Here is a 12656-nt window from a genome sequence, read left to right as displayed (position 1 = left end):
GCGCCGAGACCCGTTGCTATTGGTGAGATCGCTGGCAAGAGGCTACTCAAACCTTTCCGCGATGTGGTGCTCTTCCGCGAGATCGGAGAAGCGGGTGAATTCGCCGTGGAAGGCGAGCGTGACAGAGCCCGTCGGCCCATGGCGCTGCTTGGCCACGATCACCTCGGCCTTGCCGCGCATCTCGTTCATCTCGTTTTCCCACTTGACGTATTCCTCGGTGCCGAGCTTCGGCTCGCGGTTCTTGAGGTAATATTCCTCGCGATAGACGAAGATGACGACGTCGGCGTCCTGCTCGATCGAACCGGATTCGCGCAGGTCGGAGAGCTGCGGACGCTTGTCGTCGCGGCTTTCGACCTGACGCGACAGCTGCGACAGCGCGATGATCGGCACGGCCAGCTCCTTGGCCAGCGCCTTCAGGCCCGTGGTGATCTCGGTGATTTCCTGCACGCGGTTCTGCGAAGACTTGGCGGATGAGCCTTGCATCAGCTGAATATAGTCGATGACGATCAGGTCCAGGCCGCGCTGGCGCTTCAGACGACGCGCGCGGGCAGACAACTGGGCAATGGAAATACCGCCTGTCTGGTCGATGAACAGCGGGATCTTCTGCATGGTCTGCGAACAGGCGACCAGCTTTTCGAAGTCCATTTCGCTGATTTCGCCGCGGCGGATCTTGGAGGACGAAATTTCCGTCTGTTCGGAAATGATGCGGGTTGCGAGCTGTTCGGACGACATTTCGAGCGAGAAAAAACCGACCACGCCGCCATTGGCCGCCTTGAATGAGCCATCGGCCTGCTGCGCCGGCTCATACATCTCGGCAATGTTGAAGGCGATGTTGGTGGCGAGTGATGTCTTGCCCATGCCTGGACGGCCGGCGATGATGATCAGATCGGACGACTGCAGGCCGCCCATACGGCGGTCGAGATCGCGCATGCCGGTGGCGAGGCCCGACAGACCGCCGTCACGCATATAGGCGGCGTTGGCCATGTCGACCGCGGTCTTGACCGCGTCGGTGAAGCTCTCGAAGCCGCCGTCATAGCGCCCGGTCTCGGCCAGCTCGAACAGGCGGCGCTCCGCGTCCTCGATCTGTTCGGAAGGCGACATGTCGACAGGGGCGTCATAAGCGATGTTGACCATGTCCTCGCCGACGGTGATCAACGCCCGGCGCGTCGCCAGATCATAAATGGCGCGGCCGTAGTCGGTGGCGTTGACGACGGTGACGGCTTCCACCGCCAGCCGCACCACATACTGCGCCACCGTCATGTCGCCGACCTTTTCGTCGGCCGGCAGGAAGGTCTTCAGCGTGATCGGCGTCGCCGCCTTACCCATGCGGATCAGCTCGGCCGCGACATCGAAGATCTTGCGGTGCAGGGGTTCGTAGAAATGGCCGGACTTCAGGAAGTCGGACACCCGGTAGAAGGCATCGTTGTTGACAAGTATAGCGCCAAGCAGCGCCTGCTCGGCCTCGATGTTGTTGGGCGATTCGCGATAGAGCGGTTGCTCCGCCACGCCGAATTTTCGTGCTGCCTCTGCCATGATGTCCCCGATTTCGATCCCCGTCTGTCGATATCAGAACTGGACAAGTCAGTGCTGACTTATCTGCAACAGCCCGTGAAGAAGCGGCTTTGGTACTCGCGATTCACAGCCAAAATTTTTCCGTGGAAAGAATCGCAATTGACTCGAATCGAGAGTTGGCAACTTAGCGTTTCTCGCAGGAGAACAAAACAGGAAAGTGAGCGCTGGCGACACCGGATTGCGAGGCTGTCGTGTCTCTTTCATCCTCATGCCAGTGCATCGCCCCAATCCGCCCGCCGCGCCACCTTGAACGCGTCACCGTCGCGCTTGGTGAAGAGCCTTTCGCCGGCGCTGCCATTTGCCTCGCAAAGCTTGAGCACGACCTTGCCGGAACCGGATTTCGGCGGCGCGACGACCCGCGCGGCGCGGAAGGCAGCCGGCCGGCGCGAAGCGGCTACATAGATGAATTTCTCATCTTCCCACGGTACTTCCGCCTCTTTGGCTAGGCGGTGCAGGCGCGAGCGGGCTACGCGGCGGGAAAAGTGGCACCAGTCCGGCGGGTTGAGCGGGCAGGGCGCCTCGTGCGGACAGGGCGCCAGCACATGCGCGCCGGCCGCGACCAATTGTGCGCGTACAGCTAGAATGCGCAGCCAGCCCGCCGGCGTGCCCGGCTCGACGATCAACAGCGTGTCCTTGGTGAGTTGCCATAGCCGGTCGACCATTTTGGGCAGCGACGCCGGCGCGATCTCGTCCAGCACATAGGCGCATGTGACGAGGTCGGCGGACTGGAGGTCGGCAATGTCGGTCGTGACATCGCCGGCCCGCCAGACGGTCCGGGCCGTGATCGCATCGGCGGCAAGCGTCTCACCGACCTTGCGCACCGCGGCACTCGCCTCAAGCAGCGTGGCCAGTTCCAGGTCAGGCCAGAGATCGCTGGTGGCCCAAAGCACGGTGCCGGGGCCGGCGCCGACGTCGAGCAACGTCGCGGGTGCGAAATCCGGCCGGGCTTCGGCGAGCGCATCGAGGCTGGCGCGGACCGCGGCGTAGGTCGCCGGCATGCGCGTCGTCAGATAGGCCTTGACCGCCATGTCCTGCGCCATATGCAGGCGACCGTCGCGCAATTCGGCGCGGTAGCGGTCGGACAGGGTTTTCGCCGCCTGCTTCAGGTCCGGCAGCGCCACCTTTTCCAAAAGGCGATCGACACCCTGTCGAAGAGCGGCCGGCAGCTCCATGGCCTATGCCCCCCTGGGTGCAAGCAGGATAATCGAGGCGCCGGCCATGCAGAGCGCCGCGCCGGCAAGGTCCCAGCGATCGGGCCGCACGCCATCGGCCAGCCACAACCAGGCGAGCGAGGCAGCGATGTAGATACCGCCATACGCGGCATAGGCGCGGCCGGCTGCATTGGTGTCGACCAACGCCAGAAGCCAGGCGAACACAATCAGAGAGGCAAAGCCAGGCAGCAGCCAGAGCGGCGACTTCTCCAGCCGCCACCACGCCCACACCGAAAAGCAGCCGGCGATCTCGGCAAGCGCCGCGGCTGTGTAGAGGAGATAGGTCATAAAAAAGGCCTCGCGACGATCACGAGGCCTTTTTCGGGGCAGGAGCCTATAATGGCAAGCGCCAATAATGCGTCCTGTCAGCGCTGTTCCTATTCCGCCACCTTGCGTCGGCGGGCGGGCTTGGCGGACTTCTCGACAGGAGCCGCCTCGCGGCGGCCCATGTCGCGCAACTCCAGCGCCTTCTCGCATTTGGCCATATAGTCGCGCGTCATCGGCAGCGTGTCGTTCTTCTTGGTGATCTGGAACTGGAAAATCACCAAGTCCTGCCAACGGAAGGCAGCTTCCGAGGCAGCCAGATAGAACTCCCACATGCGGCAGAAGCGTTCGTCATAGATCGCCTTTGCCTTGTCGCGGTTGGCGGCGAAGCGCTGGCCCCAATGCTTCAGCGTGTCGGCATAATGGAGCCGCAGGATCTCGACGTCGGTGACCACGAGGCCGGACTTCTCGATCGCCGGCAGCACCTCGGACATCGCCGGGATGTAGCCGCCCGGGAAAATATACTTGCGGATGAAGGCGCTGGTCGCCCACGGCACGCCGGAGCGGCCGATCGTGTGCAAAAGCATGACGCCATCAGGCTTCAGCAATGTTGCCGCCTTGTCGAAGAAGGTGCGGTAATGGTTGACGCCGACATGCTCGAACATGCCGACCGAGACAATGCGGTCGAAGCGTTCGTTGAGCTCGCGATAATCCTTCAGTTCGAAATGGACGTGATTTTCCAGCCCTTGCGCATGGGCCCGGTCGGTGGCGACGCCATGCTGTTCCGTCGACAGCGTCACGCCCTGCACGTCGACATCGAAGGCCTTGGCCAGATAGAGCCCGAGCCCGCCCCAGCCGGAGCCGATGTCGAGCACCGTCTGGCCGGCCTTCAGCCTGAGCTTGGCGGCGATATGACGTTTCTTGGCGGCCTGCGCCTCGTCGAGCGTCATGTCCGGCTGCTCGAAATAGGCACAGGAATACTGCATGTCCTCATCGAGGAAGAGCCGGTAAAGCTCACCCGACAGATCGTAGTGGCGCTGCACGTTGCGGCGCGAGCGCGCGGCGGTGTTGATCTGCTGCAGGCGACGGAAGGCGTGGCGCAGGCCCTCTATGGCTTTCGACCATGTCGCGTCGATGCCGCCGCTGCCCATGTTCTGGAAGGCAATGCGCATCAGTCCGAGCACGCCGCCTTCGAGAATGTCCAGCTCGCCGTCCATGTAGGATTCAGGCACCGCCAGCATCGGATCGAAGGTGATGGCGCGCTCGGCATGCCTGGTCTTGATGTGCATGTGCACCGGCTCGCCGCTGCCGTCGCCGAAGATGAACGTCGTGCCCTTCGGCCCGGTTACCTTGAGGCTGCCCGTGCGCACCAGGCGGTCGAGAACGCGCTTCAACAGAATATTCATGGTCCGGTGTCCCCTCACGGTCAGACAGGCTGTCCTACTCTGCATCAATATATAGGGTTTCGAAAAGTTCCTTTTGGCACAAAAATGCCCGGGCGAGAGGCCCGGGCATTGGTCCAGAAATGACTGGAAATCGACAGCACGATCGGAGCGCCGGTCCGGCGCTCGGAGCGTATGTGATCAGGCGTTTTCTTCGCCGCCTTCGAACTCGGCATTCGGATCGAAGAAGTTTTCCGGCCGCGCATTGTCGTTGATGTCGTCGCCATAAATGGCTTCGGCGGTGGTCAGCGTCTCGCCCTTGGCCTGGCGCTCGGCTTCGTCAGCCGTGCGGGCGATGTTGAGCGTGATGGTGACTTCGACTTCCGGATGCAGCGCGATTGCCACATTGGTGACGCCGATGGTCTTGATTGGCTGGTTGAGCTGGATCTGGTTGCGGTTGACCGTGAAGCCTTCCGCGGTCAGCAGGTCGGCGATATCGCGCGTCGACACCGAACCGTAGAGCTGACCGGTCTCACCGGCCGAGCGAACGGCGATGAAGCTCTTGCCGTCCAGCTTTTCGGCAACCTCTGCGGCTTCCGACTTGCGCTCAAGGTTGCGGGCTTCGAGCTGGGCGCGCTGGCCTTCAAACTTCTTCTTGTTGGCTTCGTTGGCGCGCAACGCCTTGCCCTGCGGCAGCAGGAAGTTGCGGGCGAAACCGTCCTTGACCTTGACGGTATCGCCCATCTGGCCGAGGCGGGAGACGCGTTCGAGAAGGATAACGTCCATGATTATGTTCCTTTCGGTTGGGCGTCCGTCCACAAGGCCGACGCCGAATTCTTTGGAACAGGTCAGGAAGCAAAAGGGCGTTGCCGCCGGTGTCGCTGTCCTGCCTGTCGCGGCAGTTAGAGGTTTTGACCTCAACTCGGGATTTGACGCTAACCGGTCATGCCCGTCATGGCCGGTGACAGGAACGGGCGGCGAACCGCCCGTTCGGAAGAATTAGCGAACCACGTAGGGCAGCAGGCCGAGGAAACGGGCGCGCTTGATCGCCTTGGCGAGCTCGCGCTGCTTCTTCTGGCTGACCGCGGTGATGCGCGACGGCACGATCTTGCCGCGCTCGGAAATGTAGCGCTGCAAAAGACGCACGTCCTTGTAGTCGATCTTCGGGGCGTTGGCGCCGGAGAACGGGCAGGTCTTGCGGCGGCGATGGAAAGGGCGCCGGGTCGGGATCTGGTTGATGTCGACCATTATTCTGCACCCCCTTCAAAACCTTCGCGTGGACGGCGCGGACCACGGTCGCCGCCTTCGCGATCGCCGAACGAACGCGGGCCACGATCGCCGCGGTCGCCGAAGCTGCGGGCCGGCCGATCGCCACGGTCGCGATCGCCGAAGCCACCACGCTCGGAGCGCTCTTCGCGCTTCTGCATCATGGCCGAAGGGCCTTCCTCATGCGCCTCGACCTTGATGGTCAGGAAGCGCAGCACGTCCTCGGACAGACCCATCTGGCGCTCCATCTCGTTGAGCGCTGCCGGCGGGCAGGTGAGGTCCATCAGCGTGTAGTATGCCTTCCGGTTCTTGTTGACCCGGTAGGTGAGGGACTTCAGTCCCCAGTTCTCGACCCGGCCGACGGACCCGCCATTCGCTGAGATGACGCCCTTGTACTGTTCGACAAGCGCATCGACCTGCTGCTGCGAGAGGTCCTGCCGGGCAAGAAACACATGTTCGTAAAGAGCCATTATGTCTTGGTGCCTTTCTTCGTTTCTCTCCCGGTTCCCGGCGGCAAAAGCCTCTGCAACTTCTCTGACCCGCATGTGCCTCGAAAGGCGCGGGGAAGAAAGGAGCATGACGAGACGGTCGAGAGCGGAGACACGGGAGGCGGAAACGCTTCTGGCTTCACACGAAGGTTCTCGAAAAAACCTCCGGCCCTCCGTTCAGCCCCCAGCTGGGACCGGCAGATTGGCGGCGTCTATAAAGCAATCCGCTGATAAAGCAAGGGCAAGCGGCATCCCTGATGTCGCAGGCCGCAGGAACCCACGTGGCAGCGCCCGGCAAGGCCGGCGATTTTCCCGGCAACCGGCCCTTAACCGCAATGTCAGGTCGCACAGGGTTGAGCCACGCCGTCAACGGTCGCCAACCGCACCCATTACAGCGCCTCCGCCTCGAATCCCAGCGTTGTGCCATCAACGATCCGGCCAAGCTGCCGAACGTGTTTCTGCCGATCGCCAACAAATTTTCGAAGCTGCAATTGACGAACTGAGCGGCTGCTCCGAAGGCGGGCGGCAGGGGAAATTAAGCGCCCGCCGATCGGCTCAACTCGTATGGGCGACGATCTTGTCGACCGTTTCGGGGAAGAAGTCGGGCGCGGCATGGCGCTTGCCGAACATCATGTCGTACTGGATCAGCCGGAAGTCGCGGATCGCCGGGTCAATCTCTTTCTGACGCGACCAGTCTGGCGTGGCCGCCCCGGCCGGCGTGAGCAGCAGGTTGCGGTCGACGACGCGATAGCGCTCCCGCATCTCGCCCAGGAAACCGGTGTAGTAAGGGTGGGTGATGCCGGCGGCGGTGAGGATATGATAGGGCAGGAACGCGGGGCTGACCGTGCCCAGATTCTCGACCGGGCCGGAGCGGTTCGACCAGATGATCAGCGGTGTCGCGTGATGTTCGAGGGCGGCTTCCGGCGTCGGTTCCTTGCGCGGCGCGACGTTGTCCTTCAGGAAGCCGGTCTCGACATAGACCGGTCCGAGCGGCGGCAGGTGGTCACCGAAAAAGGCGACAATCGTGGGCCGCTCGCGCCTCTTGGCCCATTCGATCAGCCGTTCAAGGCCGCGGTCCGCGTCGGCTGAACCTTCGGCGTAGGAGAGCAGCGAGTCGCGCGCCCACTGGCTGATCGGCCCTTGCACCGAATGGGTCGGATTCGAATAACGGTTCGGTTCATAGGGGCCGTGGTTCTGCAGACTGACGGCGAAGAAGAACACCGGGTCCTCGCTGGCGTCCGCTTCGCGTATGATCTCGTAGGTCATCGCCGCGTCGGATGCCAGCGGTCCGCGCTTTTCCATGGGCGGCAGCGTCTCTTCCGATTTGAAGTCGTTGAAACCGAAATCGGCATAGACCGCGCCGCGGTTCCAGAACCAGTTCGTGCCTGGATGGATGGCGCGTGCCCTATAGCCTTGGCTCTTCAGGAAGGTCGCCATCGACGGCGTCGGGGTGCGGACATATTGCTGGTAGGGGATGCTGCCGGCCGGCAGGAAAGCATTGGAAAAGCCGGTCAGCGCTTCGAATTCGATGTTGGCGGTCATGCCGCCGAATTCGGGCGAGAACATCGAGCCCGAGCGGAGCGCCCGCACATTGGGCATCGGATCGGGAGTGATGGTGACTCCGGGCAGCTTGGTTGGATCCCAGAAGGATTCGCTCATGACGATGATGATGTCCGGCTTCTGGGCCGGCACCGAGGCGGTCACCTCGGGCCGCTCGATCGCCGCGATCGCCTTGTCGGAATAGCCCGGCGGTGCCGAGACATGCGCCATCGGCACGTTGAGCGCGAAGGCGAGCGCGAAGCCGTTGGAGGCGTAGTTTTCCTTCTGGTCCCACATGATCGGGATGATCTGCAGCCGGTCCCTGGTCCACGAGAAGGTGGCGTAATCCATGATCGAGACGAAGAAGGCGAGCAGCGGCACCGCCAGCGTCAGCCGGGCAAGGCGGCCTTTGCGGCTGAGGGCCGGAACCTTGCGGCGCCATAGCCGCCAGCCGTAGACGAGCAGGGACAGGCCGGCGACGATGCCCGCGACCATGGCCAGCGCTGTCATTGGCCGCTCGCGCACCAAGAGCGGCAGCAGGGCGAAGATCTGGCGGGCGTAGAGGAAATCCGTCGGGTAGAGCGGATCGCCGAGATAATGCGACTTCTGGTGGCCGACAAAGGCCAGCGACAAGGTCAGCGGCGCGACGATCATCAGGCTCTGATGGCTGCGGCCGAGCACCGCGTCGAGACCGATCAGGACCAGCGCGAAGACGACGATGGTTGTCCAGCCCGGCTTGAACGGCTGCAGGAAGAAGGAAACGGTGCCGGCGACATCACCGCGCACGATCAGTTCGATGGCGAACACCAGGACGGCCGAGATCGCCAGGCTGATCAGCCCGTAGCGGACGACAGGCCATCTACGGTCCGGCAGATAGCCGGTGGACGGATCGTCTTCCAGGAACTGCGGCGCCGCGTTGCCGGCACGTTTGAAACTCTTTGCCACTTCAACTTCCCGCCCAAAGACAACCCACGTCATTCGATTGTCATATAATTGTCACGCAAAGCTAGCGCCTGTGGCGGAAATAAGAAGAGCCAGCGAACGATTCGTGAGCGGTTTTCATCAGGTGTGATCGCCAAAAAGCCTTTCGGAACAGGCACTCGCGCGGGGATGGGCCCATTGGCGTGGGCTGAAGTGGCTTGACTTGGCGGCCTGCCTTGCGTCACAGGCAGGGAAAATTCGTAGTATCAGGCAAGCAAAACCAGTCAGGGGAGCCCTCGCATGGCCGTTGCATTCACCTTTCCGGGACAGGGTAGCCAGGCTGTCGGCATGGGCAAGGATCTTGCCGATGCCTTTCCCGAGGCACGCAGGATTTTCCAGGAAGTCGATGACGCGCTCGGCGAAAACCTGTCGAAGCTGATCTGGGAAGGTCCCGAAGAGACGCTGACGCTGACGGCCAACGCGCAGCCGGCGCTGATGGCGGTGTCGCTTGCCGCCGTCAAGGCGCTGGAATCGCGCGGCTTCTCGCTGAAGGACAAGGTCGCTTATGTCGCCGGCCATTCGCTGGGCGAATATTCGGCACTCGCCGCCGCCGGCTTCGTTTCCGTTGCCGATGCCGCCCGCCTGCTGCGCATCCGCGGCAACGCCATGCAGGCAGCGGTGCCGGCCGGCGAGGGCGCCATGGCGGCGATCATCGGGTTGGAGCAGGCCGATGTCGAAGCCGCCTGTGCTGAGGCCGCCCTTGGGGCCGGCAAGGGGGCCGTCTGCCAGGTGGCGAACGACAATGGCGGCGGCCAACTGGTCATATCAGGGGCGAAGGCGGCGGTTGAACTGGCAGCGAAACTGTGCACCGAAAAAGGCGCCAAACGGGCGCTGATGCTGCAGGTTTCGGCGCCCTTCCATTCCGCGCTGATGACGCCGGCCGCCAATGTCATGCGCGAGGCACTTGCCGGCGTGACAAAGACCGCGCCAATCGTTCCCGTGGTGTCCAACGTATCGGTGCAGCCGTCGACCGATCCCGACGGGATCGCCGGGCGGCTGGTCGAGCAGGTGACCGGTCGCGTCCGCTGGCGCGAAACGGTGGAGTGGTTCGGCGCCAACGGCGTCACCACGCTTTACGAGATCGGTGCCGGCAAGGTGCTTTCAGGACTGGCTCGTCGCATCAACCGCGACATCGCCACCGCCTCCGTGGGTTCCGCAGCCGAGGTCGAGGCGGCTGTGGCTGCGCTGTGACTTGAATTCTTCGCCGCCGACATCTTCTTTGACGAGTTTTTGGAGATATCGGATTGGGGATTACCGCGTAATCTGCGATGTAAAGGACAAGCGTCTGGTCATTCTGGTGGTAACGATTGGCCATCGGGGTGATGTTTATTGATAACCGTCCGTACGATTTGAGAAGAGGACAAGAGATGTTCGAACTGACCGGCCGCAAGGCGCTTGTCACCGGCGCATCGGGGGGCATCGGCGAGGCGATCGCCAGGGTGTTGCATGCGCAAGGCGCGACCGTCGGCCTGCACGGCACGCGCGTTGATAAACTGGAGACGCTGGCCTCCGAATTGGGCGACCGGGTCAAGCTGTTCCCGGCCAACCTGTCGAACCGTGACGAGGTCAAGGCACTCGGCCAGAAGGCGGAGGCCGATCTCGAAGGCGTCGACATCCTGGTCAACAATGCCGGCATCACCAAGGACGGCCTGTTCGTGCGCATGTCGGACGCCGACTGGGATACGGTGATGGAGGTCAATCTCACCGCCGTTTTCCGGCTGACCCGTGAACTCACTCACCCGATGATGCGCCGCCGCCATGGCCGCATCATCAACATCACTTCGGTGGTCGGGGTGACCGGCAATCCCGGCCAGGCGAATTACTGCGCCTCCAAGGCCGGCATGATCGGCTTGTCCAAATCGCTGGCGCAGGAGATCGCCACCCGCAACATCACCGTCAACTGCGTCGCGCCGGGCTTCATCGAATCGGCGATGACCGACAAGCTCAATGACAAGCAGAAAGAGGCGATCATGGCGGCGATCCCCACCAAGCGCATGGGCACCAGTGCCGAAGTGGCGTCCGCCGTTGCTTATCTGGCTTCGAACGAGGCCGCCTACGTAACCGGGCAGACCATACATGTGAATGGCGGTATGGCGATGATCTGAGCGAGGCCCGACAGCAACGCGGACGGGCTGTGAAAACCCACCATTTCGGCTTGGACCTCGGCTATTTTTCGTGTAATGCGGCCCGCAACCCGGCGGTTCGGGCAAAAACCGGTCCGTGGCCGTTGCGTTTCCGGCAGGACCATCTTTCAGCTTGATTAGCGGCATTCCGCCCGCTAACGAAGACAGACAAACAATAGACGAGGATGCCCCAAATGAGTGACACCGCAGAGCGCGTCAAGAAGATCGTCATCGAGCACCTTGGCGTCGATGCCGACAAAGTGACGGAGCAGGCGAGCTTCATCGATGATCTGGGCGCTGACAGCCTCGACACGGTTGAACTCGTCATGGCGTTTGAAGAAGAATTCGGCGTCGAGATCCCCGATGACGCGGCCGAGACCATCCTGACGGTCGGCGATGCGGTGAAGTACATCGACAAGGCTTCGGCCTGACGCTTTTCGTAGTCGTCACCGGGGAGGACCTGCGATGAGGCGTGTCGTCGTCACGGGCCTTGGCCTGGTTTCGCCGTTCGGTATGGGCTTCGAGCACGGCTGGAAGGAACTGCTGACCGGCCGCAGCGCTGCTAAGCGCGTCACCGAGTTCGAGGTGGACGATCTTGCCTGCAAGATCGCCCACGTCATTCCGCGCGGCGACGGCTCCAACGGCACGCTCAATCCCGAAGCCATTCTTGAGCCGAAGGAACTTCGCAAGATCGGCGACTTCATCCTGTACGGGATCGCGGCCGCCGATGAAGCGCTGAAGGATTCCGGCTGGCAGCCTTCAACCGAGGAGGAGCGTTGCGCCACCGGTGTGCTGATCGGCTCCGGTATCGGCGGTCTTGAGGGCATCGCCGAGAACGCGATCATCCTCAAGGAACGCGGCCCGCGTCGCATCAGCCCGTTCTTCATTCCCGGAAACATCATCAATCTCGTGTCGGGCCAGGTTTCGATCCGGCACGGGTTGAAAGGCCCCAACCACGCTGTCGTCACCGCTTGCTCGACCGGCGCGCACGCCATTGGCGACGCCGCCCGGCTGATCATCTTCGGCGATGCCGACATCATGCTTGCTGGCGGCGCCGAATCGCCGGTGACCCGGCTGTCGCTCGCCGGCTTCGCCGCATGCCGGGCGCTGTCGACCGAGCGCAACGATACCCCGCAAACGGCCTCGCGGCCCTACGACCGCGACCGTGACGGCTTCGTCATGGGCGAGGGCGCCGGCGTCCTCGTGCTGGAGGAGCTTGAGCATGCCAAGGCGCGCGGCGCCAAGATCTATGCCGAGGTGACCGGCTACGGCCTGACCGGCGACGCCTACCACATCACCGCACCGGCTGAAGATGGCGACGGTGCTTTCCGTTGCATGACGGCGGCGTTGAACCGGGCAAAGCTTACGCCGGCCGATGTCGACTACATCAATGCGCACGGCACCTCGACCATGGCCGATACGATCGAACTCGGCGCCGTCGAGCGGCTGGTCGGCGATGCGGCGTCGAAGATTTCGATGTCGTCGACCAAGTCGTCGATCGGCCATTTGCTGGGAGCGGCAGGCGCGGCCGAAGCGATCTTTTCGATCCTCGCCATCCGCGACAATATCGCACCGGCGACCATCAACCTCGACAATCCAGAACGCGAAACGGCGATCGACCTGGTGCCGAACAAGCCACGCGCCCGCCAGATCGACGTGGCACTGTCCAATTCCTTCGGCTTCGGTGGCACCAACGCCTCGCTCGTCTTCCAGCGGTATAATGGCTGACGGTCCGGTTACCGGGCAATGCTTTGGCGTGTCGTCAATTTTGCCATATTCGCCCCTACTCTGCCGCAGGGGATTCGTTGAGAGATCGAACGGTAGGGCGAC

General features: G+C 62.8%; 13 protein-coding genes and 1 pseudogene. 6 read left to right on the top strand and 8 right to left on the bottom strand.

Going from position 1 to position 12656, the window contains the following annotated elements:
• Positions 1 to 42 precede the first annotated feature (42 nt).
• The 7 genes from LB516_RS05340 to rpsF form a co-directional block, all read right to left on the bottom strand.
• Positions 43 to 1533 (bottom strand): replicative DNA helicase, encoded by a 1491-nt coding sequence (locus LB516_RS05340; RefSeq protein WP_015318513.1) that lies wholly within the window; start codon positions 1531 to 1533, stop codon positions 43 to 45.
• Between the two features lie 245 nt (positions 1534 to 1778).
• A complete protein-coding gene (locus LB516_RS05335; protein WP_224719070.1) occupies positions 1779 to 2744 on the bottom strand; it encodes a small ribosomal subunit Rsm22 family protein in 966 nt (321 codons plus the stop codon).
• Between the two features lie 3 nt (positions 2745 to 2747).
• Positions 2748 to 3071, bottom strand: a complete 324-nt coding sequence (locus tag LB516_RS05330; RefSeq protein WP_015318511.1) for a YnfA family protein — start codon at positions 3069 to 3071, stop codon at positions 2748 to 2750.
• An 89-nt stretch (positions 3072 to 3160) separates the two neighbouring features.
• Positions 3161 to 4453 carry an SAM-dependent methyltransferase gene (locus LB516_RS05325; RefSeq protein ID WP_015318510.1) on the bottom strand — a complete coding sequence of 431 codons (1293 nt, stop codon included), beginning with the start codon at positions 4451 to 4453 and terminating at the stop codon, positions 3161 to 3163.
• A gap of 177 nt (positions 4454 to 4630) precedes the next feature.
• Entirely contained in the window at positions 4631 to 5215 is a 585-nt protein-coding gene (gene rplI / locus LB516_RS05320) for a 50S ribosomal protein L9 (RefSeq protein ID WP_015318509.1), read from the bottom strand.
• Positions 5216 to 5428: 213 nt separating this feature from the next.
• Positions 5429 to 5677, bottom strand: a complete 249-nt coding sequence (gene rpsR / locus LB516_RS05315; protein ID WP_006203718.1) for a 30S ribosomal protein S18 — start codon at positions 5675 to 5677, stop codon at positions 5429 to 5431.
• Positions 5677 to 6165 carry a 30S ribosomal protein S6 gene (gene rpsF / locus LB516_RS05310; RefSeq protein ID WP_015318508.1) on the bottom strand — a complete coding sequence of 163 codons (489 nt, stop codon included), beginning with the start codon at positions 6163 to 6165 and terminating at the stop codon, positions 5677 to 5679. Before rpsF ends, rpsR begins: the two co-directional genes overlap by 1 nt.
• 275 nt (positions 6166 to 6440) lie before the next feature.
• On the opposite strand from rpsF, the gene LB516_RS05305 reads away from it, so the two are divergent.
• Positions 6441 to 6686 (top strand): hypothetical protein, encoded by a 246-nt coding sequence (locus LB516_RS05305; protein WP_224719069.1) that lies wholly within the window; start codon positions 6441 to 6443, stop codon positions 6684 to 6686.
• A 52-nt stretch (positions 6687 to 6738) separates the two neighbouring features.
• Here LB516_RS05305 and LB516_RS05300 read toward each other — a convergent pair whose 3' ends face one another.
• Positions 6739 to 8700 carry an LTA synthase family protein gene (locus tag LB516_RS05300; protein ID WP_224719068.1) on the bottom strand — a complete coding sequence of 654 codons (1962 nt, stop codon included), beginning with the start codon at positions 8698 to 8700 and terminating at the stop codon, positions 6739 to 6741.
• A gap of 243 nt (positions 8701 to 8943) precedes the next feature.
• On the opposite strand from LB516_RS05300, the gene fabD reads away from it, so the two are divergent.
• From fabD to fabF, 5 genes and pseudogenes are all read left to right on the top strand, one after another.
• Positions 8944 to 9894, top strand: a complete 951-nt coding sequence (fabD, locus tag LB516_RS05295; RefSeq protein WP_224719067.1) for an ACP S-malonyltransferase — start codon at positions 8944 to 8946, stop codon at positions 9892 to 9894.
• Between the two features lie 22 nt (positions 9895 to 9916).
• Positions 9917 to 10036 (top strand): annotated as a pseudogene (locus LB516_RS05290) (type II toxin-antitoxin system RelE family toxin); the annotation flags it as partial.
• A gap of 34 nt (positions 10037 to 10070) precedes the next feature.
• Positions 10071 to 10808, top strand: coding sequence for a 3-oxoacyl-[acyl-carrier-protein] reductase (gene fabG / locus LB516_RS05285; RefSeq protein WP_224584638.1), 738 nt, complete (start codon positions 10071 to 10073; stop codon positions 10806 to 10808).
• 212 nt (positions 10809 to 11020) lie between these two features.
• The gene (locus LB516_RS05280) at positions 11021 to 11257 is read left to right on the top strand and encodes an acyl carrier protein (protein WP_006203723.1); all 237 of its coding nucleotides are present in this window, start codon (positions 11021 to 11023) and stop codon (positions 11255 to 11257) included.
• Between the two features lie 34 nt (positions 11258 to 11291).
• On the top strand, positions 11292 to 12554 hold the full coding sequence (gene fabF / locus LB516_RS05275) for a beta-ketoacyl-ACP synthase II (RefSeq protein WP_023773396.1): 1263 nt from the start codon (positions 11292 to 11294) through the stop codon (positions 12552 to 12554).
• Positions 12555 to 12656 lie beyond the last annotated feature (102 nt).

This window comes from Mesorhizobium sp. CO1-1-7 (assembly GCF_020164885.1).
Taxonomy (GTDB): Bacteria; Pseudomonadota; Alphaproteobacteria; order Rhizobiales; family Rhizobiaceae; genus Mesorhizobium; species Mesorhizobium australicum.
Note: the sequence above shows the minus strand (reverse complement) of the source record. Positions and strands in the feature narration are given on the sequence as shown.

Coding starts and splice junctions, on each gene's coding strand:
- fabG (WP_224584638.1), top strand. CDS start 10,071: ATGTTCGAACTGACCGGCCGCAAGGCGCTTGTCACCGGCGCATCGGGG.
- rpsF (WP_015318508.1), bottom strand. CDS start 6,165: ATGGCTCTTTACGAACATGTGTTTCTTGCCCGGCAGGACCTCTCGCAG.
- fabF (WP_023773396.1), top strand. CDS start 11,292: ATGAGGCGTGTCGTCGTCACGGGCCTTGGCCTGGTTTCGCCGTTCGGT.
- rplI (WP_015318509.1), bottom strand. CDS start 5,215: ATGGACGTTATCCTTCTCGAACGCGTCTCCCGCCTCGGCCAGATGGGC.
- LB516_RS05340 (WP_015318513.1), bottom strand. CDS start 1,533: ATGGCAGAGGCAGCACGAAAATTCGGCGTGGCGGAGCAACCGCTCTAT.
- LB516_RS05330 (WP_015318511.1), bottom strand. CDS start 3,071: ATGACCTATCTCCTCTACACAGCCGCGGCGCTTGCCGAGATCGCCGGC.
- fabD (WP_224719067.1), top strand. CDS start 8,944: ATGGCCGTTGCATTCACCTTTCCGGGACAGGGTAGCCAGGCTGTCGGC.
- LB516_RS05325 (WP_015318510.1), bottom strand. CDS start 4,453: ATGAATATTCTGTTGAAGCGCGTTCTCGACCGCCTGGTGCGCACGGGC.
- LB516_RS05280 (WP_006203723.1), top strand. CDS start 11,021: ATGAGTGACACCGCAGAGCGCGTCAAGAAGATCGTCATCGAGCACCTT.
- LB516_RS05300 (WP_224719068.1), bottom strand. CDS start 8,700: ATGACGTGGGTTGTCTTTGGGCGGGAAGTTGAAGTGGCAAAGAGTTTC.
- LB516_RS05305 (WP_224719069.1), top strand. CDS start 6,441: ATGTCGCAGGCCGCAGGAACCCACGTGGCAGCGCCCGGCAAGGCCGGC.
- LB516_RS05335 (WP_224719070.1), bottom strand. CDS start 2,744: ATGGAGCTGCCGGCCGCTCTTCGACAGGGTGTCGATCGCCTTTTGGAA.
- rpsR (WP_006203718.1), bottom strand. CDS start 5,677: ATGGTCGACATCAACCAGATCCCGACCCGGCGCCCTTTCCATCGCCGC.